General features: G+C 54.5%; 20 protein-coding genes. 8 read left to right on the forward strand and 12 right to left on the reverse strand.

Annotated elements, in window-relative coordinates:
- Positions 1-89 precede the first annotated feature (89 nt).
- The gene (locus tag J7400_RS04005) at positions 90-1,241 is read right to left on the reverse strand and encodes an ABC transporter ATP-binding protein (protein ID WP_209059738.1); all 1,152 of its coding nucleotides are present in this window, start codon (positions 1,239-1,241) and stop codon (positions 90-92) included.
- Positions 1,242-1,351: 110 nt separating this feature from the next.
- On the opposite strand from J7400_RS04005, the gene J7400_RS04010 reads away from it, so the two are divergent.
- Positions 1,352-2,227, forward strand: coding sequence for a LysR family transcriptional regulator (locus J7400_RS04010; protein ID WP_209059750.1), 876 nt, complete (start codon positions 1,352-1,354; stop codon positions 2,225-2,227).
- A 263-nt stretch (positions 2,228-2,490) separates the two neighbouring features.
- Here J7400_RS04010 and J7400_RS04015 read toward each other — a convergent pair whose 3' ends face one another.
- On the reverse strand, positions 2,491-2,991 hold the full coding sequence (locus J7400_RS04015; RefSeq protein ID WP_209059758.1) for an SMI1/KNR4 family protein: 501 nt from the start codon (positions 2,989-2,991) through the stop codon (positions 2,491-2,493).
- 662 nt (positions 2,992-3,653) lie between these two features.
- The gene (locus tag J7400_RS04020; RefSeq protein ID WP_209059760.1) at positions 3,654-4,406 is read right to left on the reverse strand and encodes a hypothetical protein; all 753 of its coding nucleotides are present in this window, start codon (positions 4,404-4,406) and stop codon (positions 3,654-3,656) included.
- 190 nt (positions 4,407-4,596) lie between these two features.
- On the opposite strand from J7400_RS04020, the gene J7400_RS04025 reads away from it, so the two are divergent.
- Entirely contained in the window at positions 4,597-5,544 is a 948-nt protein-coding gene (locus J7400_RS04025; RefSeq protein ID WP_209059762.1) for a site-specific integrase, read from the forward strand.
- A gap of 104 nt (positions 5,545-5,648) precedes the next feature.
- Here J7400_RS04025 and J7400_RS04030 read toward each other — a convergent pair whose 3' ends face one another.
- The 6 genes from J7400_RS04030 to gcvA form a co-directional block, all read right to left on the reverse strand.
- Positions 5,649-5,903 (reverse strand): hypothetical protein, encoded by a 255-nt coding sequence (locus J7400_RS04030; protein WP_348540109.1) that lies wholly within the window; start codon positions 5,901-5,903, stop codon positions 5,649-5,651.
- Between the two features lie 19 nt (positions 5,904-5,922).
- Positions 5,923-6,831 carry a hypothetical protein gene (locus J7400_RS04035; RefSeq protein ID WP_348540110.1) on the reverse strand — a complete coding sequence of 303 codons (909 nt, stop codon included), beginning with the start codon at positions 6,829-6,831 and terminating at the stop codon, positions 5,923-5,925.
- 140 nt (positions 6,832-6,971) lie between these two features.
- Positions 6,972-7,382: a hypothetical protein gene (locus J7400_RS04040; RefSeq protein WP_209059770.1), complete on the reverse strand. Its 411-nt coding sequence runs from the start codon at positions 7,380-7,382 to the stop codon at positions 6,972-6,974.
- Positions 7,379-8,866 carry an FAD-binding oxidoreductase gene (locus tag J7400_RS04045; protein ID WP_209059772.1) on the reverse strand — a complete coding sequence of 496 codons (1,488 nt, stop codon included), beginning with the start codon at positions 8,864-8,866 and terminating at the stop codon, positions 7,379-7,381. Before J7400_RS04045 ends, J7400_RS04040 begins: the two co-directional genes overlap by 4 nt.
- Positions 8,863-9,861 carry an alpha/beta hydrolase gene (locus tag J7400_RS04050; protein WP_209059781.1) on the reverse strand — a complete coding sequence of 333 codons (999 nt, stop codon included), beginning with the start codon at positions 9,859-9,861 and terminating at the stop codon, positions 8,863-8,865. The genes J7400_RS04045 and J7400_RS04050 overlap by 4 nt, the downstream gene beginning before the upstream one ends.
- 593 nt (positions 9,862-10,454) lie before the next feature.
- On the reverse strand, positions 10,455-11,360 hold the full coding sequence (gcvA, locus tag J7400_RS04055) for a transcriptional regulator GcvA (RefSeq protein WP_209059786.1): 906 nt from the start codon (positions 11,358-11,360) through the stop codon (positions 10,455-10,457).
- Positions 11,361-11,502: 142 nt separating this feature from the next.
- On the opposite strand from gcvA, the gene J7400_RS04060 reads away from it, so the two are divergent.
- The 3 genes from J7400_RS04060 to J7400_RS04070 all read left to right on the forward strand — a co-directional run bounded on the left by J7400_RS04060 (position 11,503) and on the right by J7400_RS04070 (position 14,410).
- The gene (locus tag J7400_RS04060) at positions 11,503-12,156 is read left to right on the forward strand and encodes a pyridoxamine 5'-phosphate oxidase family protein (RefSeq protein ID WP_209059788.1); all 654 of its coding nucleotides are present in this window, start codon (positions 11,503-11,505) and stop codon (positions 12,154-12,156) included.
- Positions 12,153-13,115 (forward strand): alpha/beta hydrolase, encoded by a 963-nt coding sequence (locus J7400_RS04065; RefSeq protein WP_209059791.1) that lies wholly within the window; start codon positions 12,153-12,155, stop codon positions 13,113-13,115. The genes J7400_RS04060 and J7400_RS04065 overlap by 4 nt, the downstream gene beginning before the upstream one ends.
- Before the next feature lie 113 nt (positions 13,116-13,228).
- On the forward strand, positions 13,229-14,410 hold the full coding sequence (locus tag J7400_RS04070; RefSeq protein WP_209059800.1) for a PhzF family phenazine biosynthesis protein: 1,182 nt from the start codon (positions 13,229-13,231) through the stop codon (positions 14,408-14,410).
- 126 nt (positions 14,411-14,536) lie between these two features.
- Here the strand turns inward: J7400_RS04070 and J7400_RS04075 are convergent, their stop codons facing one another.
- The 3 genes from J7400_RS04075 to J7400_RS04085 form a co-directional block, all read right to left on the reverse strand.
- Positions 14,537-15,784: a hypothetical protein gene (locus tag J7400_RS04075; protein ID WP_209059803.1), complete on the reverse strand. Its 1,248-nt coding sequence runs from the start codon at positions 15,782-15,784 to the stop codon at positions 14,537-14,539.
- On the reverse strand, positions 15,784-17,802 hold the full coding sequence (locus J7400_RS04080; protein ID WP_209059805.1) for a hypothetical protein: 2,019 nt from the start codon (positions 17,800-17,802) through the stop codon (positions 15,784-15,786). Before J7400_RS04080 ends, J7400_RS04075 begins: the two co-directional genes overlap by 1 nt.
- Positions 17,803-18,573: 771 nt before the next feature.
- Positions 18,574-19,533, reverse strand: a complete 960-nt coding sequence (locus tag J7400_RS04085) for a YecA family protein (RefSeq protein WP_209059809.1) — start codon at positions 19,531-19,533, stop codon at positions 18,574-18,576.
- A gap of 312 nt (positions 19,534-19,845) precedes the next feature.
- On the opposite strand from J7400_RS04085, the gene J7400_RS04090 reads away from it, so the two are divergent.
- The 3 genes from J7400_RS04090 to J7400_RS04100 all read left to right on the forward strand — a co-directional run bounded on the left by J7400_RS04090 (position 19,846) and on the right by J7400_RS04100 (position 21,978).
- On the forward strand, positions 19,846-20,520 hold the full coding sequence (locus J7400_RS04090; protein WP_209059812.1) for a Crp/Fnr family transcriptional regulator: 675 nt from the start codon (positions 19,846-19,848) through the stop codon (positions 20,518-20,520).
- Between the two features lie 147 nt (positions 20,521-20,667).
- Complete coding sequence (locus J7400_RS04095; protein WP_209059814.1) at positions 20,668-20,874, forward strand: DUF2892 domain-containing protein; 207 nt, start codon at positions 20,668-20,670, stop codon at positions 20,872-20,874.
- A gap of 219 nt (positions 20,875-21,093) precedes the next feature.
- Positions 21,094-21,978 carry an MBL fold metallo-hydrolase gene (locus J7400_RS04100; protein ID WP_209059817.1) on the forward strand — a complete coding sequence of 295 codons (885 nt, stop codon included), beginning with the start codon at positions 21,094-21,096 and terminating at the stop codon, positions 21,976-21,978.
- Positions 21,979-22,027: the final 49 nt, after the last annotated feature.

Here is a 22,027-nt window from a genome sequence, read left to right on the forward strand (position 1 = left end):
GCGCAGGGGCTGTGAGCCACCATGCCGTGCGGCACTGTGCGGTTTCCGCAGAAACAATCACGGGCGTATGGGTTTCCGCAACGGCCATGCTAAGCAACTTCGCTTTGCGTCGAAGCGACGTGCTGGTGGAAGATACGTTTGCCGTTAGGGCCGAACAAGAGAGCAGCGCCATCATCAAAGGCCAAGCCAACATTGGCACCAATATACAAGGAGTTGCGCTGCTCAGGGGCGGCGCGCAGAGTGACGCGGCCATCGTGCCCCTCAAGGCCGATCTGTGCAAAGATCTCGGAACCAAGGTTTTCGACGTGGACGACCTGCCCCGCGAGGAGCGAGTCATCGCCAGCAAGGCGCAAAGCCTCAGGGCGCAAGCCAATACGAACAGGGCCACTCAGATTTTTAGGGGCCAATGTCGGCAAAACAACTTTGTCGAACGTAAGCACCCCATCCCTCGCTTCCACCGGCAGGATATTGATTTTTGGCGAGCCGATAAATTCAGCAACGCGAATGTCCAGTGGGTTGTTGTAAACTTCGTCTGGCGCATCACATTGTAGGATTTCCCCGCCCATCATAACTGCGATACGGCTCGACATGGTCATCGCTTCGACTTGGTCATGAGTCACATAGACAAAGGTCGCACCCAAACGACGGTGCAATTCAGCAATCTCGGCTCGTGTTTGAACCCGAAGTTTGGCGTCCAAATTTGACAAAGGCTCATCAAGTAGAAAAGCCGCTGGTTCACGTACTAAAGCGCGTCCCAAGGCCACACGTTGGCGCTGGCCACCGGACAACTGGCCGGGTTTTCGATCAAGAAGCTTGTCAATCTCAAGCGTCTGCGCTGCGTGTTTGACAGCAGCAGCGATTTCGACGTTTCTATCACGCGACCCCGGCAGATACGGTCCGATCACAGGTAGCCTTTGCACATTGCTCAATTTGCGCATTTTCAGAGGCACCGAGATATTTTCTGCAACGGTCAAATGCGGGTAAAGCGCGTAGGATTGAAACACCATCGACAGGTTGCGATCCGCCGCGCGAATACATGATACGTCCTGCCCGCTAATGCGGATTGCGCCAGAAGTCTGGCCTTCGAGGCCAGCAATGATGCGCAGCAAAGTAGATTTTCCGCAGCCTGAAGGGCCGATGAGTGAGACGAATTCTCCGTCAGCGATATCCAAGGATATCCCTTTGAGCACCTGCGTGTCCCCAAAGGCTTTGGTTACATGATCAATCTGTAGATCGGCCATCTGATTCCCCCATCAGTTGGCGGAAGACCTAAAAGGCGAAGGCGAAATTCCTATGACGTCATATTAGTGAAACCGATAGCTGATAGCGAAAATGGCGGAAGGAGGCTCCGATGCGCCCAAACCATCACCAGTTTATCGCGTTCTCATATGTCGTGCGTGAAGGAAGTTTTTCCGCCGCCGCACGGCGACTGGGGGTCACTCAGTCAACTGTCACACAGCATGTTTCAAAACTGGAGGAACTTGTGGGATCAGAACTTCTGCTTCGAAGTCGTGATGGTGTTTCCCTAACACCGACAGGGCGTGATTTCTTCGGATTGGCGGATCGCCTTGTCACCTTAGATAGCGAAATCGGTGAGCGTCTTCGCGGTTATTCCTCCTTAAACGAAGGGCGTCTGAAAGTGATCGCGAATGCGCCACAACCGGCCTTACAAGTGATCGCAACTTTTAACGCCCACTTCCCAAACGTGCACATTGATTTCCGCCTGTCCGACTGGACAACAGCCATCCAACTTATTCGAGATCGTGTGGCTGATGTTGGTCTGATTACGGATGCGCCGGAGTGCGATGATTGGGATCGGGTTGTTCTGCAAAAAACGCGATATGTCTTGTACTGCCGTTCTGACCACGCTTTAGCAGGTCGAAACAGTGTAGGTCTTGAGGAACTGGTCGACCAGACCATTATCCTGCCTGAACAAGGCTCACTGACGCAACGCGTCGTCCGCCAGAAGCTCTCTGAGCGAAAAATCGACCTGCCTCAACTTATTACGATGACGACATTTCCGGTTATGTGCGAAGCTGTTAGGCAGGGTCTCGGTGCTGCAATATTCTTGAAAAACAGCAGTCACATTTACGATGAATTGGTTGAAATCCCGATGCGTGATTTTCAAAAGGAGCATCAAACGTGGCTCGTCGCACCCAAAGATCGAGCACGCCTTAAATTAATCAATGAATTTCGTAACGCAGCACTCGCAATCACGATCCAATAGCTGGTTGGCAAGGCTTAACGCCATCAGCACATCTATTCGAATAGTTCTGTGCAGCGCACAAGCGGCGAACGACTGCGCGCACTTTATAGCCTAAAACGTCACATTGGCTTCAAGGTGAGAGCAGACATATGAACGCAGAGATCGAACGACCCCTTTGTCCGTTTAGCGGTCTCCGCTACCACCTCCGGTTAAGATCCACTGCGCGGACTCTGCCACCTTGCGTATTTAGTACCAACTAATCCTGAGCTGCTCATAACCGCAGCTCAGAAGTCTTTGTAGGTGAGGCCTGCGCTCCACTTCTCAACATAATTGCCTATCCAAACTAGAAAGGAGGCTCCTACCAATTCCACCGTGCCGAAGTCATGATCCCAGAAGTAGACGGGTGCTGACGCAACGGTATCACCTCGAAGATCCGCGATGTCGAAGCAGAATTTGTTGCCCATGCTGTCGTTCCCAATGGCGATTAGGTTCTTCGGCATACCGATCTTCCACCAGCCAGTTGATACTTCTATAATGTCATGGGGAGCGTAGAGGCCAGAAAGATCGTGGAGATCAGCCTCCCGCTCATCAATCGCCTCGAGCAAGGCAAGTGTCGGGCTTGGCAAACCTACCGATAGGACCTCCGCTTTGTAGTCTTCAGGAAACCGGATGCCGAGGGTTGTCTCTGCGTCATTCAGTTCTGAATGATTGACTTTCACCGGGGGATGATCTGGGTGGCTCCATTGAGTGAAGAAGGCCAGAAGGATGCCACTAATAATATCCATGATCGCCTCTATGTGAAAGAATATCGAAGGTACATTATTATCAGATCGCAAGATCGCAAGGCGATTTGAGTTCGTTTAGGGCCTTCTCTTCACTGCTGAAGGTCCCCAAATCCAACCGTCCGACGCGACGGCGGTTTTTTCACCAGTATCGACCTTTTCTGACACAGCAGAAGTCTCCGAAGCCGACTTTAGAGCAGCCGCAGCGAAAGGGTGTTCTGTCCGCGCAGCAGACCTTCGGGCGAAGCGCGACCCTTCGCCCTAACAAGTAGTTGGGTAGGGTCTGCCTAGGGCTGGTGCCGGCAGTGCGCTACTGGTCATTCGTGCTAATTTTGCTAAAAGCAGTGTCTACCGCTTTGTTGCTCGTTGCGCTCAATCTTGTGAAGCTTGCTGGATGCTGATCTGTCAGCCCCCCAGTTACTCGGAGACCATGTGGGCGAGAACCTAACAAGCTGCGCCTCTTCCGCCTTGTGCGCGAATAGGGCGGAATCACCAAGGGGAAAGCACGGGATTCTCAGGGAGTTTTGTAGGCTTTTTCAGGTAAGCGAATGTTATCTGAGCGTCAGGGCTTTTAATTGAAGGATTTCTCCTCAAAAGCCCAGTATAAGCTTTGGTGCCATTTCGGCAGAAGCTTTAAACAACCTGCCAAACCGACAACTCAACTCTTACACTGCGTCTCTTTCCCGCATAGAGGCCTTTGCTCTTGCTGCAAGTGTTTCCTCATCTCCATCGACTTCTTCCAGGCGCTTCAGTAGGCGTCTGACGCCTGCCGGTCCCCATAGATTACCGCGACTGGTGCGCAGCCCTTCGTTATTGGCAGCATCCGCTATCGCTTGGAGTGGCGCGCTTCCAAGTGTTTGTTTGAGGCGGTCGCGTACTTCGGCAAGTTCATGAGCTTTGCGGTCCGCTGTGTCGGATCTCACCTTCCTGGAAGCATGGACTGCGTCTTGCGTATTCAGGTGCCGCTCTGCCTTCGGTATCGCTTTTCGGGGAATAGGTGTCCGGACATATCTGACCGGTCTCTCAGCCAGACACAGTTGCCTCAGCAGGGTTTCAGGGAGCTCACCCAGAAGTTTGCCTGTCTTGAGATCCCTGATGTTTTCCTTGAATAACAACAACTCTTCAAGAAGTGTCACGGTGTTATCGCCAGAATAGTGGGCAAACAGTCGGCGAAAATCGTCGATGATAACTGCGCTACTTTGTTCTCTCACACTCTCTAAGAGTTCTTGCAATGTTGGCAGATCGGTCAGCGATTTGTAGCTGCGAGAATGGTCGTAGAATACGCGCAGCTTTTCGGCGGCTCCCAACTCATTTGCCACGCCTTGAAGATTGGCGAGTTGTTGCTTGGCTGATGGGTGCTGTTGGATAGATCCATTTGGTTTTGGACCGTGGGTGAGTAGGGCATACGCTGGTATCAACGGGTTCTCTTTATGTTGTGGCTACATAAACGCGAGGATTGGAGGTGTATCTGGCGGGCTGTTCTGCTTCAATCTAAGAAAAGTGATGCATTTTGGCAACATTTGCGGAAAATATTCGGAAATCGCCCGAAGGCTTCGAGGCCGATTACTAGCACAGATCGGTCAAGAACTAACCAAGGGAAAGATCCGCATGTCCAAATCATCAAAAACCGTATCTGACGCGTGCCAAAGCTGGCTGAAAACCTGCCAGCGCAATGAGCTTGAGCGCTCTACAATGAAAGCCTATCGCAGCCATGTGCGCATCCATATTGAACCGAAGATAGGAGGTCTCTTGCTCGCGGAGCTGTCGCGTGGCGATATCCGGGATTTCATGGATGATCTACTTGATGGTGATGTGTCGCGTGCGCAGGTGAAGAAGATCATGGTGAGCCTCAGAGCCATTTTGACCGAAGCGGTTGAACGCGAATGGGCCAGCCACAACGTTGCAACCGAAGTGAAGCTTAAGCGCAGCTCCCGCGTCGATGGCAAGCGCGTGGATGTGCCAACCAAGGCAGAGATCAGAACGATCATAGCGAAAGCGCCTGCGTCACATCGGGCCATGTTCATCACAGCTATCTTCACGGGCATGCGGATCTCTGAATTGAGGGGCCTGACATGGGGTGCGATCGATTTTGATCGGCGCGTGATCCAAGTCCGACAGAGAGCAGATGAATACTGTGAAATCGGTTTGCCGAAGAGCCGTGCCGGCACACGTGAGATCCCAATGGCCCCGACTGTCTTTGAAGAGCTTTGGGAGTGGAAGGCTAACGCGCCTGAAAGCAAGCTGGATCTGGTGTTCCCAAATTCTGTCGGCAAGGTGCAGAACTATTCAAACATCTACAACCGCGTGTTCAAACCGATGCTTGTCAAAGAGGGTATCGTTGATGAAATGGGGGAGGCCAAGTTTGGCATCCACGCCCTTCGCCATGCGGCAGCGTCTTTGTTCATCGAGCAAGGCTGGAACCCCAAGAAGATCCAAACACTGCTTGGTCACGCTTCCATCACGATGACAATGGATGTCTATGGACATCTGTTTGAGAACGCGGAAGAGGACGTTTCAATGTTTGAGAAGTTGGATGCCGAGCTGATGGCGGCCTGACACAAGCAGTGGCGGCTGTCCGAGCTGTTTGACGCCGCCACTTTAGCCACTTCGGGAATGTGGGGCGATGTTCCTGCTAAGGTGCTGTCCGAGTTAGCAAGCAGCTAGGAAAGCCGCGAACAGCCCTGAAGCCCGGCGGGTAAAACGAGCCATGCTCCCTTTTGGTACAGTTGAATGGCCAGACCCGCATTCTCGGACGCCAGTGTCACGCTAAAAGGTGAGGCCGACAAAATCGCCACATCTTTTGGCATGCGCTCTAGGAAATCTTGGCTGGGAAACACGACCAACGCAGCAGGTGCATCATCGGTCAACAGGGTTACCGCCCCAAGAATACCCAGCCATCCAAACAAAAGCAGCACCAGTGACAACAAAACGCTTCTAGTAGTCATGGATATGCTCTAGCCGCTGAGTTCCATCTTGCAGCGCTCGCAGATCAGAGGCCAGGTTCGCAACCTTTGTCAAAATTATGTGCCGATGGCTTTCAAAACCCTGCCTGGCATCGCTGTAGATCGCATTAGGTTGGGTATCACTTTCTGAAATAGTCGTGAACATGATGTCATCATTTCCTGCGATCTCGACAAACTCAACGCCAATACTTGCCATTTCCAAAATGAGATGTGTGAGTTCGCGGTAACGTATCGTTTCGATTTCGATGCCGAAACGTGTTTTACCGACAACGGTCACCCCATTGAAACGTTCCAGCGTCTCGGGTGAAACGCCATCAACAATCATGCGCAGGGTGAGCGCGTCAGCGCCAACGCCCGCAACAGCGGCGTCTATCACTTTAGCGTAGGCGGCTTTGGTGCGATATTCTAACCCCAAGGCAATCCGTCGCTCGCGGTCTCTCAGTTCTTTTGCGTCCTCCTCTGCAAGAGCCTGCGCGTCCGCGAGGAAATCCCATTTGTACCAAGGCACCTGTTGAAGAAAAGATGCGTACTCTTTCGCCTGTTGCGCTGAAACGTCGTCCAGAATGGCTCTGGAGGGACCACGGAGAGCCGAGAAAAGACGACCAAATGTTTCTTCGTAGGCTGCCTTAGCCAACAACTCAGCCGTGAAGCTTACGCCGATCACGTAAACCATTTGCTTCGTCGCGCCTTCAATAGGCCCAAGAGTACCTGACGCCTGAGACATGGTGCACACCGAGCGCCAGAACCCCGAAATACCTTTGAGAAACTGGTAGTCATGCGGGTCGCCTGTTTCGATGACGCGTGCGTAATCTTCATAGGCGTGAACAATATGCCATTCCGGATAGGTCAAGAGCGTGCGTGATTCAGCACGGTGATGCATTTGGTCCAAGATCGGTTTGCGCGAGTCCGCCTCTCCGGTTGGTCGGCACATGGTCTCTGAATACACAACTGGGGATAAGAGCGCCAGGACACCTACAACGGCAACTGCAGTCAGCCTCAAGAGCCATCGCAAGAATAGTCTCATTCGGGGCTTCCGATGTTTTTGGCTCCGGCCCAAACGGCAAGGCCACCGAGCGCCAAGTGTGGGACATTCGCAAGCACGCGACCCAGCGAGAAGTCCAGACCCAAAGAAGCATTCGTCAGAATGCCTAGATCGAGATAGCCATAGCCCGTGAAAAAGCCAAAAACACCGTCGCCGAGATAGGCAAGGCCAAACAAGATCATGAACATGTGAGCGGCCCTATGGGATTTTAGTCCGGCGATTAATGCCCATAGTGCGGACGCGACGTGGAGGGCATCGTCATAGATGTCGAGGGCAAAGATACCGAACGCCAGTCCATTTTCATCCGTCAATCCAGGTACGTAGTTTAAGGATGCTGCGATCATCAACGCGACGAAGTAAGCAAGGCTGAGTTTCTGTAGTGACGTCATAACCGCTCCAAATACGTATCCCAGAGGTTGTTGCGCAGGACCAATTTAGGATCCAGTTCACGTTTTCTAGCCGCAAATTTGGCGGCCCCGGCATAGGCTTTTGACAGTTGATCAAGACGTGCGTGAGGCCGGTAGGGCAGGTAGTAGGCGCCACCATCTTGCGATATCCGGTCTATCAGCTCTTCGGTTATGCGTCGCATGTCGGCTTCGGCCCGTTTGGTCATCTCCTGACTGAAAGACATGACGGCGGCGATGCGAGGTGCTGTGGCATACGATAGGTCGCTCTGGTCGTCTTGAGCCACATAGCGCAGTGTAACATTCAAGAATTCCTGATAGGACGCCGGGATCACTTCGCGGCAGGCCGTGAGAAAGGCGTCAAATGCGTCGAAACTGACAAAGTACTCATGCAGGATGTCGGTCCGGTCGGGATTGCGATCATCAAGTGTCACAACGGGTTCGTTGATCAGCGAATTGCGTGTCACCTCGCCACTGCCGAGGGCTGGCCCTAGTGTCGTTTCATTCCACCAGCGGAAGGATTTCATGGTCTCATTGCCAAGTTGCGCGCGGTATATGCGACTTGCCACATGCGACATCCAGCCGGAGCCAGACGCAGTTGGAAGGGCTTCTTGATCGTCGGTCTGTCGGTAGGTCACAAGTAAGGCCTGCTCAAAGAAGGCGTCTCGCTCTACGTTCAAGCGGCCGTATGCCATCGTAACTGCCGGATCATCAACAGCGGATTGAAAGGCCCTTGGAAACGCTTCGGCTTTCATTGTTTCAAAGGTCGGGGCCAGGCGGGCATTGGGCACCATGTCAACCTCCAGGTCCACGATCACGCCAACAAGCCCATAGCCTCCCATGGCCATATTGAAGAGATCTGAATTCTCCGTTGGCGAGCAATTTACGAGATCGCCAGTTGGCAAAATCATGCGAAGTGCGCGCACCGTTGCGCCCATCGGTCCGTAAGGCACAGGCCAGCCGTGTGCATTGACGGAAAACGTCGCAGCCACTCCAAAATCATTGTTGGATTGCATAACGGCGGGCGACCACCCGGTCGGATCAAGTGCTGCGATGACTTCTGACCAACGAGCGCCAGCATGGGTGCGATAGCTGCGATTGCCGGTGTCGATTTCCACGTTACCATTGTCGAATGTCACGGCTGTACCGTTTCGTGGAATGGCCTGCCCTCCCATCGAGTGACGCGCGGCGCCCACGTTGAAGGCCCTGTTTGCAGTACTAGCTTCGGCAAGTTCCCTACGTATTGTTGCAATCAATGCGTCGCCTGCATCCTCCGAAAGGACCAGATGCTTGTGGATTGGGGTGGCCGAGAGACCGCTTGCGTCATTCATGACCAAGCCGGTGGGAGTAGTGTCCAGTCTTGTTGTTCCGTTTAGAACAGGCAGATTGCTGTGAAATGGTCGGGCAGCAAGCCAACCTGCTGCCGCGCCACCAAGGGCGAGGGCTGCCCGCCGGTTGAAAGGCTTCATTGCTGTTCCAACTCCTGTGTGTGTGGCGGCGCCATTGACTTCAACGCATCTATGAGCGCCTCTGCAAATTCCGGAGGGGCTTCCAGGTGAGGTATATGGCCAACGCCCTCAAGGATCGTCAATTTTGCGTTTGGTACAAGCGTAGCGAGTTCTTTGCCCTGTGAAATTGGCGTAACCTTATCCTCAGCGCCCCAAATGACGGCGAATGGCAGGTCGAGCGCTTCCCAGTTGGTAGGGTCTAAACTCAGGGCATCCCTTGGCGTTGTGAAGAGTTCCGGAACCCATTTCGAGACAGCATTTGTATAGCCCTCACGCACCATCGGCGCACGCAGCATGTCAATGAGTTCTGGTGTTGCTGCTTCCTTGCGATACATGAAGTCACGCAGGAAAGTTCCGGTCAGCATTGGATTTGTCGCTGTGATGGAAGTTGCAAGTTCACGAATAGTAGAGTTGCGTAAGAGATGCGGCGGTTGTTTGGGGTTTCCTCGGTCACTTAGACCAATTGCACCGGATACAACGATATACCCTGAGACCAATTCCGGTCTCTTCAGCACAGCTTCAGAAACTGGGCCAGCGCCAACTGAATGCGCCACGATGATTGGGCGATCATCCAAAGCTTCCAATAAGGCAATCACTCGGTCGGCTTGCGCTGCTCTGCTGTAGTCTGCCCTATCGGGATGCTCTGACCAACCAAAGGGAGGCATATCGAATGCCGTCGCCTGATAACCGGCGTTTGAAACCGAGAGCATGGTTTCACGCCAAATCGCTGACCAGGCTGCGGTTCCATGCGCAAAAACTACGCGAGGCGCGCTTTGTTTGGCGAAATCGACTGTAAAAACGGCGCCTTGAGCGGTGTCAATAAGCTGTCCCTCTGGAGGGAGACCGACGGAAAATGATACAGCCTCGCGCAGGTGCGCAGCCCATCGGAACGCCAGTATCGTGACGCAGCAAAGCGCAAGCAAAGACGCAAAGCATCCAAAAATCCACCTGTTCATGAAACCCTGTTTGTCAGCCTTTCTTTGGCTTTAAGATCGCCTTACTTGCATCAAATACAAGTCAGGTTTCCCTTGAGTTGCCGAAGATATCGAGCAATGCGCCTAAGAACCCTCTTCTAAGTGTCCGTGCCGCGAGTTCGCTAAGGTGCAACTTGGGTATTTGAGATAGGAGAGACATGGGCACCGGTCATATCCGCCTTTGAGTCTAAGCCTTGCTCTCAAGCAGAAAGCGAAGCCTTGCAGTGAAGCTGGTCGTCAGGACCGAATGATCTGTTTATGTAGTGCAAACATAAATGGTAAGTTGTAGCCGGACCATTCTGGATGGATTGAAAATCCTCGTGTCGGTGGTTCGATTCCGCCCCCGGGCACCATTTAGATCTCTGATACAGATTATCTGGTTTGACCGCGCGTTTGGCAGTTTTAGATGGCATTTCGCTGTCTGAGGCTGGAATGCAACCATTTGAAAAACGAAACATGTTCTGCGAGTGGCTCAGACTGGTCGTTGGCTGTTTGCTCGTCACCCAGCGCATAGGCACCTATCCCACAATTGCAGCAGCAGATGAGCAAAGCCCCTGCGAGGTTGAGTTCGCGCTTCAGGCGTTTTTTAACTCCCGGAAGATCCAGTCGCGGAGTGCTGCGATGTTGGGGCGTCGTGAGTGCGCTTCGGGATAGACAAGGTAAAAGGTTGATCCCAAGGGGATCTCTAAGTCGAAAAGCTCGACCACGCGTCCGGCTTGGACGTCTTTTGCCGAGAGGACACGCCAGCCAAGGACAACACCTGCGCCATCTATCGCGGCCTGCAGCCCATGGTCCGGTAAGCTGAAGTGCATCCCGCGCGAGGCGTCTACGTCGGTTGTGCCGCTGGCGTCCAGCCAGGTCTGCCAAGTTGGTGCGTTGGGGTCAAAATCCATTGAGTGGTTGTGCAGCAGGACATGTTTTCGAAGATCAGACGGCGTTCTGATCGCGTTGGGGCCTTCAAGAAGGCTTGGGCTGCACATGGGAATAACCGCCTCATCAAAGAGCTTGATGGCTTCAAGGCCTGGCCATTGGTCGTGGCCGAGGCGAATGGCGGCGTCAAAATCGTCTCGTTGAAAATCCACCAGACTCAGACCAGTAGAAATGCGCACATCGATATCTGGATGTTCCGTATAGAATTTCTGTAGCTTCGGGATCAGCCACATCGCGGCGAAGGTCGGCGCGACGGAGAGGGCGAGTGAGCCGCCTTGATCCGCCTCCATCACGTTTTCCATGGTGCGATCGAGACTGATGAACACCGCGTGCAGCTCTTTGGCGAGCAGTTGTCCCGCTTCGACAAGAACCAAGCCGCGCGTCCGCCGCCGAAACAGCGGGAAGCCGAGGAACTCCTCAAGTTTTTTGACCTGGTGGCTGATCGCTGCCGGGGTGACAGACAGCTCTTCGGCGGCTGCCACAAAGCTGAGATGGCGCGCGGACGCTTCAAAAGCGCGGAGTGCGTTCAGGGGATAGTTTTTGCGGTGCATGGCTATGACCTAGTTTTTCTAACCCTGCGATAGACATTGTCGTTTGTCAAATTGCGGCGTGATGCGCACATTTACATTCAGAAACAGCCCAGTCGGGCATCCCAACCAAGACGAATGAATGAGTTTCCGAAAGGAGAACGCTATGGCACGTGCCTTCGCGACCATCGCCTTTACGCCTGCCGTACGATCGCAGCAGCATCGCAAGGGCTCTGCGGATGCCTATGCCAAGCTCTTGTCTGACGACGTGGTTTACCCAGATGAACTCGGGCCCCAAGAGATCGATTTTATCACCGCGCGTGACGGTTTCTATCAGGCCTCGGTGTCACAAACAGGGTGGCCCTATGTGCAGTTTCGCGGTGGCCCGGCGGGCTTTCTGAAGGTGCTGTCTCCCCAGACGCTTGGCTATGCCGATTATCGCGGAAACCGTCAGTATATCAGCGCGGGGAACCTGTCGGGCAATGAGCGGTTGTCGATGATTTTGATGGATTACCCCAACCGCCGCCGCCTGAAGCTGTGGGGCCGCGCACGTCTGATCGAAGGCGAGGATCACCCCGAGATTCTGGACCAGTTGCATGACCCATCTTACCGGGCGCGTCCCGAGCGCGCGGTGATGATCACTGTTGAGGCCTTCGACTGGAATTGCCCCAGCCATATTCCCCAGCGCCTCACGGTTGATGAGGCACAGCAAGAGATTGCGGCGTTGCGCCGCGAAAACGAGGCCCTGCGGGCCGAAACCTCTGCCATGCGCGCGACGCTCGCGCGCGGCACCCCAACTTTGAAAGGAACTGACCAATGACAAAATCTTTGCGTATTCCCGTACTTACCACGCTGCTGGTCGGCACCATGCTATTGCCGATGATCCACCCCAACAGCGCGACCGCTGCGGAAAGCCCCTTTGCCGTGGATATGAAATCCATGGAGATTGACGGGCACACTATTGCCTATCGCGAAGCAGGTGATCCGTCCAAACCGACCGTGCTTCTCCTGCACGGGTTTCCCACCTCGTCTCATATGTTCCGTGACCTCATTCCCGTGCTGGCCGAGGACTATCATGTGATTGCGCCGGACTATCTGGGCTATGGCGCATCTGACATGCCATCTGCCGAAAGCTATGACTACAGCTTTGCCAATGCTGCGGAAACCGTCACCCGCCTGATCGACGCCAAAGGGGTCGACACCTATAGCGTCTACCTGATGGATTACGGCGCGCCTGTTGGGTATCGCATGTTCGCTGAACACCCCGAGCGCGTCACGGGGTTCGTGATTCAAAACGGCAATGCCTATGATGAAGGCCTGCGCGAATTCTGGGATCCGATCAAAGCCTATTGGGCCGATCCCAGCACGGAAAACGGAGATGCGCTGCGCGGCTTTCTGACGCTTGACGCAACCAAGTGGCAATTCACCCATGGTGTGGGCGATGTCTCCACAGTGAGCCCCGACAACTATTGGCACGTTCAGTACCTGCTGGACCGTCCGGGCAACCAAGAGGTGCAACTGGAGATGTTCCTGGACTACGGCACCAATGTTGCTGAGTACCCCAAGTGGCAGGCCCTGTTCCAAGAGCATCAGCCGCCGGCGCTGATCGTCTGGGGCAAGAACGACCATATCTTTCCCGCAGATGGCGCCCATCCCTACAAGGCGGACCTGACCGATGTGGAATTCCACCTGCTGGACACCGGCCATTTCGCGCTCGAGGAGTATGGCGATGTGATTGCGGCCGAGATGCAGGAGTTTCTCGCGCGCGTCACCCAGTAGAGGCTTCCGGCCCTGGCGCGATGATCTGCCAGGGCAGTGCAAGCGGGCAGCCATGACATCCCGCTTTTGAGCTGCCCGTTCTGACCAGCAATGACAGAAAAAGGACCAAACCCATGAAAGATAGCATCAACCTGAACGTTCTCAGAGTAGCGGCCTTCTCCGATGGAGCCACAGGCGGCAACCCCGCAGGTGTCGTGCTCGGCGATACGCTTCCCTCCGACTTTGAAATGCAGCGCCTCGCTCAAGAGGTGGGATATTCCGAAACAGTCTTCGCCGCACCTCAGGGTGACGCATGGCGGGTGCGCTACTTCTCGCCCGAGGAAGAGGTGGCGTTCTGCGGACATGCCACCATCGCGCTGGGCAACGCCCTCACCGCGCGTGAGGGGGGCGGGCTGTTTCAACTTGATCTGAATTCGGGGCGCATCAGCGTGGAAACTAAAAATGACGGCAGCGCCACGCTGACCTCTCCTCCCACCCACAGCGCTGAGGCGGACCCGGATCTGGTGGCGGCGGCGCTTGCGCTCTTTGGCCTGAAAACCGCCGACCTTGACCCCGCATTGCCACCCGCGCAGGCCAATGCTGGCAACAATCACCTGATCCTTGCGTTGCGTGACAGACAGAGGCTTGCGGCAATGTCTTATGATTTGGCGGAAGGCGCGCAGCTCATGCGGGCGCATGACCTGACGACGATCAGTCTGTTGTGGGCTGAAACACCACGCCGTTTTCACAGCCGCAACGCCTTTGCCATTGGCGGCGTGGCCGAAGACCCCGCGACAGGGGCCGCCGCCGCCGCATTGTCTGGCTATCTGCGCGATATCGGCTGGCCGCATGAGGGCGAGATCGACATCGTGCAAGGAGAAGACATGGGGGCGCGGTCGCTGTTGAAAGCGCAGTTTGGCGCCACTCCGGGCGAAGGTATCCGCGTGTCAGGGACGACCCGGATCATAGAGCCTGACACGCCAAAGGCGGATGGGCAAGCAACGTTACCGGTGACCGTTCTGGCGCCGATCAAACTTGCTGAAGGCAAAACAGAGGCGGATCTGCTCGCGGCTTCGGCCGTTTTTCAAAGGGACTTTGTCGCCCATGAGCCGGGCATTTTACGCCGTGAACTTGTGCGCAAACCCGACGGCACATACCTCGATATCGTGCAGTTCCGAAGCCACGAGGACTATCAGGACGTGGTCAAAAAAGAGATGGAGTCGCCGGTGTGCGCGATGTTCTTTTCGGTCATGGACCTTAGCGATTTTGATCCCGACGCCGAGATGGATGTATACATCTCGCTCGAAACACATTGAACAAGCGTTTGCGGCTCCGGCGGGGGCCGCAAACCGCAGCTTTTGAGGCTTGTTGACGGTTGGGAAAATCAGCGGATATCGATTTGGCGCTGCCACATTATAAATGCGAATAAATGCGAGGGGGCGCTATTCCTCGATATTCGCCTCACCAGTTGGGATGCTGTTAATTCTGAACAAGGTTTCAAGGTACTGAGACCGACGTCTTTCCCCGAATCTTCCGTCGAACATCTGGGCAATCGTGCCATCGGTGAACATGGAATACAGCGCCAGGGTGAAGTCCTCGGCGAAACCTCTTTTTTCGTTGGAAAGAACCAAAGCATAGGGTTCATAGGTCCCACGAGAAGAGGGCGTTTCGTCTGCGGGGCATTCGTTGTCTGTGTTGTTGGAGCGATAGGCGTTGACCGCCGCCCGAACGAGATCGACATCTCCAAAATATCGGTAGATCTTTCCGTTGCAGAAGGCTTCAGTGGCTAAGGTGTGCGAGTCAAAAGCTTGGGGGCAAATGCCGATGGAGGAGGGAGCCAGTTCCGCTGCTTTGACAACTGACGGTCCGATGGTCGATCCTTCGAGATATCCCCAAATTTCGAACTCAGGCTTTACCGGGTCCGGCTCCGGCCAGATTTGCGGAGGCCAAACTTTGCGCTCTTGATCCTCGGTGTTTTCCGGCAAGTCCTTGTCTGTCGCCATGGCCTCAAGGATGGCATCACAGGCAGTCGTCCAATCTATGCTTGGCTTTTGTGCAAACAATTCAGTATCGGGTCGGCGAAGCCACTCCCAACCGGTCGGGTGTTCGCGCTCGCCGCAAAAAACAGGCTTTAACTCGGGGAACTGAGTGCATCTAAGCTTCAGTGTCGTTGCAAGCTGTTCACGAAACACTCTTCTTGGATAGCCCAGCTGAAAATACGAACCATTTGCCAGATAAAGGATGGGGGAGAAAACAAAGCGGTGCAGGCCTTCTCCTTGGTCTTCGTTGTCTATTTCTGAGAAGGTCTGCATCCGTTTCAGATTTACAGTAGTCGGATCGCACAGCAGTTCCACTGTCGCGATCTCGGCGGTGCAGGTGTCGTATGTCTCGCCGTCCTCTGTGCAATAACTGCCTTTGGACAAAAGGTCCGATCGTTGCCCCGCCGAAATCGGCACTGTTTCGAATGGCCGATTTGAGCGTACGAGTGCCTCAACGCAGATATCCCAAAAAAGCCCACGGTATTTTTGGGTTCGTTTGTCCTTCCAGATGAATGGCGGCACATCGGTGCGCGCGCCCATGATGATTTTCCGATCCTCTTTTACAGCGGTCTCAAGTTGGATATCTTGTCCAAAGGCAAGTGCTGGCAGACAAGCCAAGCTCAACAGTGAAATCCAGACACTGGCTTTCATTATTCTTCCCCTGCAGCTTCTAAAACTCGACCGTCGGCTGGATCCTTTGAGGCACGATAAAAGGCGCGTCGGGTAAGTACTTCGGACAGGCAGAACATCACCAAAGCTGCCAGAACAACGGTGTAAAGCGTCGCCCAGATCATCAACCCGGCGTCTATATGATCGAAATCTCGAGGATAGTCCTGCGTGGCCGCCAAAAATGACAGATAGCGCATGACGGGGGTGATGATCAGCATCATCAACGCTCCCACCGCGACCCAAGACAGACTGTCCAGCAATGACAAATCGCGCCATGTTTTGGCATTCGATTTCATCTGGTCGCTAGACTTATGTCTCTTGAGCTGTTTCTGCTCATACCGGCCCGCGTCGGTCCACAACCGCTGCCTCGCATCCAAAAGCACTGTCACAAGCAGCGCCAAACATGCCGCGCGGAAAGAAATTGGGCCCATGTATTCAAAACGCCAGCGGATCGAAATTATGAACTCTTCGAATGTCATTCGCCAGGCTTCTGCTTCGGGTGTTCTGGTTTCCGTGAGCCATAGCTGAACCGCTATGTTCAATGCTGTAGAAACCAAGAAGGCAATGGAAAACAGGCTTAGTGCCTGCGGTAGCCAGCGTGTCCAGTGATTGGGATAGCGCATGTTTTCCCATTTTCGCTGGCCGTCTTCAGCAACCGAAGTCATGCGGACCCAGCGAAATGTGATCGCAACGATCGTGGCGATGCAGTAGGTGTTGAATGCGTTGACCGAATACAGCCTGATCCTCCGATAGGTGTCACTGCTGAGCGTGTCCCAGATCAAATTGAATTCCGCTTGCCCCGGCCACAGCACCGCCCAGGCGACTGTCCAACTCAGCACGATCGCCAGTGTCCAGAATAGCGCCAAATTGTTGCCGCGGCGCTGCATCAATGGTTCAGTCTTGTTCTTGTAAAGGACGTCTACGAATTGCCTCAGCCTATCCCGGGCGCGGCGTTGGCTTTCTGTGGGGGCCGGGCGCTGATCATAGGGGTGAATGACGTCCTGTTCGTCATAAAGAGCAATCAGCACGCAGAAATCGCTGGCCAATTCATCTGCGGCAGTGGCCACAGCCTCCCAGCCTTCATGGGAAAGATCGGGACTATTCGCATTGCTGAACAACTCGTTCTTTCGGCGACGAAGCTCATTTTCTATTTCTTCGAAGCGGTTTTTGTCGCCGGTCCCCGTGATCCGCAGCTTTTCATCAAGAAACCACGCCGATGCAACAAGAATGACTTCGATATTCAGGATGAAATCATCCAGATTGCCCAGAAACGGCTTGGCCTTGGCGTGCAAATCTATAACACGTTTGCGCTCGGGTTCTGAAATAAGATATTCGCTGGAATTGTCGGCTTCGCTGTCCGTGAAGAACCGTAAAACCTTGGCGTTCGACCGCAATGCGTCCGAGGTATCTATAACCCAGGTCGGTATTCCCGCAACGCGATGGGCAAACATACGCAGCCATTCATCCACGCGCACCAGCGCCTTTATGGAAGGTGCTAGGCCGACCATGATCAGGGCTAGCCCCATGGAGACTTCGGGTGCGATATTGACACCTGAATTGGTTTCCACGGGCTCGGAACTCACAGTGGGTTCAAGGTTTGCTATCCAGAACTCGATCGCCGAAGATTCCATGGGGGCGAAACCTGTTGTGGGTTCGGGGGTGGTGTCTGACGCTGGAGGTGGGCTCGTCGACGCTTCGGAGGGCAGAGTGCTTGCCCCGATCTCGGGCAAAAGATTTTGACCTCCGATAAGAGGTAACAGAATCTCGGCATAGCCGCATAAAATCAAATAGAGGATGATCAGAGAAAGCGTGTAGATAAAATATGCGTATGTAACCTGCCGGCGTGCGCGCAACTTATCCGGTGTAAGAAACGATACAAGCCGATCAAGACGTTTGCCGGTCTCGTAGGAGATCCGGTTAAAACGTTCATGGGAAAATGCGATTATAATGCCGACGCCAAAAAACAACGCGACAATGTCGTGCATACCGTCCGTAGACATGACGTTACAATGCTACTTTATCGGCACCGTTCGCGCGAAGGGTCGCACCCCACCTGAGAATGCACCGAGGAAGGGGATGCTGCAAAAAACGCAGCGCACAAAACAATCAATACCAAGGCTGACTTCACAGCAATCACTCCGCTAAATCGGAAGAATTAAGTAACGTATATTGTAATATATAAATTCGATTCCTTCAACTTTTGGTTGGATTTAGGGCTGAAGTTGATATCTGAGTTTCTGTTTCTTTATTTGCGTGTTCTATTCGTTTTTTGGGTTTGGCTTATTTTGAGGTTCTTTTAATTGAGTGCTGCGTCTTCTCTGAGGGAGGGCATTTTCGCTTGTCGATTTCAGGCTCTTGTAGGTCCGGTAAAGGTGAATTTTCTTGGCTTTTCAGCAAAGAGCGGATCTTGGGCTAGATTGAAAGGAGTTTTGACGAGCGCTTTGCCAATCAATGGCGAGCGAAACCCAACGAAGATAATTTTACCATCTATGTAGATGCAAAAAATTAGCCTGGCTCATTTTTGAAGTTCACGATGTACTGAAAATCACTGCTTCGGTGCTTTAATGTCGCCTCGGGGTATCTTTTAACGGATAAGTTGAAGAGCAGATCTAGGCTGTTTGAAGAGCTCAAATGAGAGCGACCAACGATAGCTGCTTGGCTTTGCCGCTAAATGCTCGCTTACAGCCTTCCTTTGCTTGTGATTAATAGAAGGACCACCCTGTTAGGCATGCTCCTGCCAGCGGCCTCACCAACACTAACATGCTCTGAAGTCACGCAACCGCAAAACCCGCCAAATCACCACTTGCATTTGCCTGTACCGGGGCTTGCAGTTTGAATTCGTGATACATCATCGGCACGACGAAGGGGATCAGGTCGACGAGGATGTCGCGGTCGGCGAAGACGAAGGTGTCTATGGCATTGGTCCGGTGGGAGACGTGGATTTTGCCGTCGTTGAGGAAGTCGAGCAGGGGGAGCAGGAAGTCTTGATGGCTCAGGTGGAGGCCGTTGGCGGTCCAGCTGTCCGGGCGCAGGGCGGCGGCGGCGAGGAAACCGGCGCACCAGGAGGTTGGGTCCATGTCGCCTTCTGCGGTTTCATCAAACACCGGCGCGAGGTGTTTGCTCTCTTCGAGGCCTGCCAGAATGTCGTCATGGAGGCCGCCAACCGCGATGATGACACTTTCGGGAAGGTCCTCTGGGGCGCCCAGAGCGACGTGAAGCCACTCATAGGCTGGGACGGACTGAGGGGAGCAGATCACGCCGGTGAGGTAACCATCCAACTGGGAGACTGAAGTGCAAGATCCGCCTGTTGATTGGGTTTCCATAAACTCTTCGATGGTGTTGAAGTCGTTGAGGCGGCGCATAAAATCGTCTTGGAATGCCTCGTCAATTTCCAAGGCCAAGGCATGTTCTTTTGCGGCGTCTGTGTCCCATTCGGAAAGGGTGGCAAGGCTGTCTTCTTCCGCCTCCAGGGATTTGAGCTTCCGCTTGGACGTGGCCGGTTCGAGAGCCACAAAGATCGCTGTGATCACCAAAGTGGCGATGCCGCCGCCAAGCCAGCCCAAAACCGGGGCGCTGATCCAGGTGGCCCCCATTACGGCAGCGGAGATTGCCAGCAAAAGGGAGCAGCCAAGATTGAGCAGGATGATCTGCATGACATTGAAGCGCGGGGCGTCGTTGGTCTTTGTGGGGGCGGTGGCAAGAACGATCTGGTTGGCGGTCATCGGTTTCATAGCGGGTCTCTACGTGGGATGGGTGAACTCAGGAAGAGAACCATTCTGGTTCGGGTCTGGGGGACCGTCAGCGTTCTTGCTGTGGGCTTTGTATACCGTCGTATTCATTTGGTGATTGGGTGGCAGAGGGTGAATGCAAATAGCCCTAAGGCAAGGCAGCTATACTTTAGGTTAGTTGGGGGTGGCGTGAGCGACCTATGGCACACTGTATCGGCGATTAAACTCGGATCCTGTGGCCTTGCTCCTGACCTAATGGACCAGTCATTCAGGATGCACTAAGACTCAGGCTGGATCATCTGAGGGGGCATGCTGATGGAAGAGAATTGGATTGAAAAGTTCAATGGCCTGAGCCGCTTGCCTGCCGACATACGAGCGGCGTTGGAAGCGGGCAGCGAGATTGTTTCGGTTCCGGCGGGCACGCAGATCTTTGCGCCGGGGCAGACGGCTGACAATTTGTGGTTGCTTTTGGATGGCACGGTGAAGGTGCAGCAAAGGTCGGACACCGGACGCGAGGTGTTTCTGTATCGGGTGCATGCGGGGGAAAGCTGTGTGCTTACCACGGCCTGTATGCTGGCCTTTGAGGATTACTCGGCGGAAGGCGCTGCGGAGACCGATGTGAAGGCGGTGGCGATACCGCGCGCGACCTTTGATGATCTTGTTGGCAAGTCACCGGTGTTTCGGGAATTTGTGTTCACCGCCTATTCGCGCCGGATCACTGATCTGTTTACGCTGATTGACGATATTGTCTTTCAGCGGATGGATGTGCGGCTGGCGTCCCGTTTGCTGGAGCTCGCGGATGCGGGTGATGTTGTGCATGCGACCCACGCCGCGCTGGGCACTGAATTGGGCACGGCACGGGAGGTCATTTCGCGCACCCTGTCGGAATTCCAGCGGCGGGGATGGGTGGAACAATCCCGCGGCGAGGTGAAGCTTTTGGAGCGGGAAGGGCTGGAGCACCTTGTGAAGACCTCAGGGGCGCATCGCTAAGACGTCTGGAGCCCTGTGGCGAAGGTACGCAGGGCGGAAAATCCCACCAGATTTCATGAAATTCCATTGCTTGGTGACCATGTCACCAAAGTCTCCGGGCACCACATGCGAATGTGGCCAGGCAACGATTCGACCTGGAGACGAAAAATGATGAAGAACATGGGAATGATCGACCGCGGCGGCCGTCTGATCATCGCGGCGGCGTTGGTGTATCTGGCGCTGGTTGCAGGCGTTATTGGCGGTGTCCTTTTCTGGATTGCGCTGGCTGTTGCCGCTGTGTTCACGCTGACGGCGTTTGTCGGGAATTGCCCGCTTTACCGCATTGTTGGCCTCAAGACCTGCAGCGACTGCTGATCCACATGCGGGCCAAGGGCGCGAGGGGCCTTCCTTTTGAGATGGCTTTGAGCGCTCTGCACCGCACCCGGATGCGTTTGGCTTCGGCAGGGCGATTGCCGGGGCTGCACGCCAGCGGTGCGGCTGCCGAGGCGCGCCTTCAGGCAATACGAATTCACACATGCCGTCACTGATTTGGAAGACCAAGGGCGCGGGGCGCGTCCTGAGGAGGAGAAACCTATGACTGATTATCCCGTCAACATCACCGTGAAACCTGAGGTGCAGGCGTTCTTTGACGAGGCGACCAACACCATCAGCTACATTGTCAAAGACCCGTCTTCAAAGAGCTGCGCGATCGTGGATTCGGTGATGGACATCGACTATGCCGCCGGGCGTATCACCTTTGATCACGCAGACGAGTTGATCCGCCAGATCGAGACACAGGGTCTTAAGCTGGAGTGGATCATTGAGACCCATGTGCATGCTGACCACCTGAGCGCGGCACCTTATCTGCAGGAGCGGTTGGGCGGGAAAATCGGGGTCGGCTCCAAGATCACCGTGGTGCAGAACGTGTTTGGCAAAGTGTTCAACGAAGGCACCGAATTTCAGCGCGACGGGTCGCAGTTTGATGCGCTGTTTGAGGATGGCGACACCTATATGGTCGGCAATATGCAGTGCTTTGCGATGTATACACCGGGGCACACACCCGCCTGCATGGTGCATGTGATGGGCGATGCGGCCTTTGTCGGGGATACGCTTTTTATGCCTGATGGCGGCTCTGCCCGCTGTGACTTTCCCGGCGGCTCGGCAGAGGAGCTTTATGCAAGCATCATGAAAGTGCTGGCGCTGCCGAATGAGACGCGGCTGTTTATGTGCCACGATTATGGCCCCGGCGGCCGTGCCATCGCCTGGGAAACCTCGGTGGCGGAGCAGAAAGCGGCCAATATCCATGTTGGCCAAGGCAAGACCAAGGAAGAGTTTATCAGGTTCCGCACCGAGCGGGATGCGCAGCTCTCGATGCCAAAACTCATCATTCCGTCGCTGCAGGTGAACATGCGCGCGGGCGAAGTGCCGACTGATAAAGACGGCAACCCGATGCTGAAGGTGCCGGTCAACGGCCTGTAAGCGGCGGCGCGCGCTGAGGCGTGCGATCCGCCAAAACCGCCCGGAGGAG

Origin of the sequence: Shimia sp. R9_2 (genome assembly GCF_017743735.1) — a bacterium.
In the GTDB taxonomy this organism is placed as follows: Bacteria; Pseudomonadota; Alphaproteobacteria; order Rhodobacterales; family Rhodobacteraceae; genus Shimia.

Coding starts and splice junctions, on each gene's coding strand:
- J7400_RS04005 (WP_209059738.1), bottom strand. CDS start 1,241: ATGGCCGATCTACAGATTGATCATGTAACCAAAGCCTTTGGGGACACG.
- J7400_RS04010 (WP_209059750.1), top strand. CDS start 1,352: ATGCGCCCAAACCATCACCAGTTTATCGCGTTCTCATATGTCGTGCGT.
- J7400_RS04015 (WP_209059758.1), bottom strand. CDS start 2,991: ATGGATATTATTAGTGGCATCCTTCTGGCCTTCTTCACTCAATGGAGC.
- J7400_RS04025 (WP_209059762.1), top strand. CDS start 4,597: ATGTCCAAATCATCAAAAACCGTATCTGACGCGTGCCAAAGCTGGCTG.
- J7400_RS04035 (WP_348540110.1), bottom strand. CDS start 6,831: ATGCATCACCGTGCTGAATCACGCACGCTCTTGACCTATCCGGAATGG.
- J7400_RS04040 (WP_209059770.1), bottom strand. CDS start 7,382: ATGACGTCACTACAGAAACTCAGCCTTGCTTACTTCGTCGCGTTGATG.
- J7400_RS04045 (WP_209059772.1), bottom strand. CDS start 8,866: ATGAAGCCTTTCAACCGGCGGGCAGCCCTCGCCCTTGGTGGCGCGGCA.
- J7400_RS04050 (WP_209059781.1), bottom strand. CDS start 9,861: ATGAACAGGTGGATTTTTGGATGCTTTGCGTCTTTGCTTGCGCTTTGC.
- gcvA (WP_209059786.1), bottom strand. CDS start 11,360: ATGCACCGCAAAAACTATCCCCTGAACGCACTCCGCGCTTTTGAAGCG.
- J7400_RS04060 (WP_209059788.1), top strand. CDS start 11,503: ATGGCACGTGCCTTCGCGACCATCGCCTTTACGCCTGCCGTACGATCG.
- J7400_RS04065 (WP_209059791.1), top strand. CDS start 12,153: ATGACAAAATCTTTGCGTATTCCCGTACTTACCACGCTGCTGGTCGGC.
- J7400_RS04070 (WP_209059800.1), top strand. CDS start 13,229: ATGAAAGATAGCATCAACCTGAACGTTCTCAGAGTAGCGGCCTTCTCC.
- J7400_RS04075 (WP_209059803.1), bottom strand. CDS start 15,784: ATGAAAGCCAGTGTCTGGATTTCACTGTTGAGCTTGGCTTGTCTGCCA.
- J7400_RS04080 (WP_209059805.1), bottom strand. CDS start 17,802: ATGTCTACGGACGGTATGCACGACATTGTCGCGTTGTTTTTTGGCGTC.
- J7400_RS04085 (WP_209059809.1), bottom strand. CDS start 19,533: ATGAAACCGATGACCGCCAACCAGATCGTTCTTGCCACCGCCCCCACA.
- J7400_RS04090 (WP_209059812.1), top strand. CDS start 19,846: ATGGAAGAGAATTGGATTGAAAAGTTCAATGGCCTGAGCCGCTTGCCT.
- J7400_RS04095 (WP_209059814.1), top strand. CDS start 20,668: ATGATGAAGAACATGGGAATGATCGACCGCGGCGGCCGTCTGATCATC.
- J7400_RS04100 (WP_209059817.1), top strand. CDS start 21,094: ATGACTGATTATCCCGTCAACATCACCGTGAAACCTGAGGTGCAGGCG.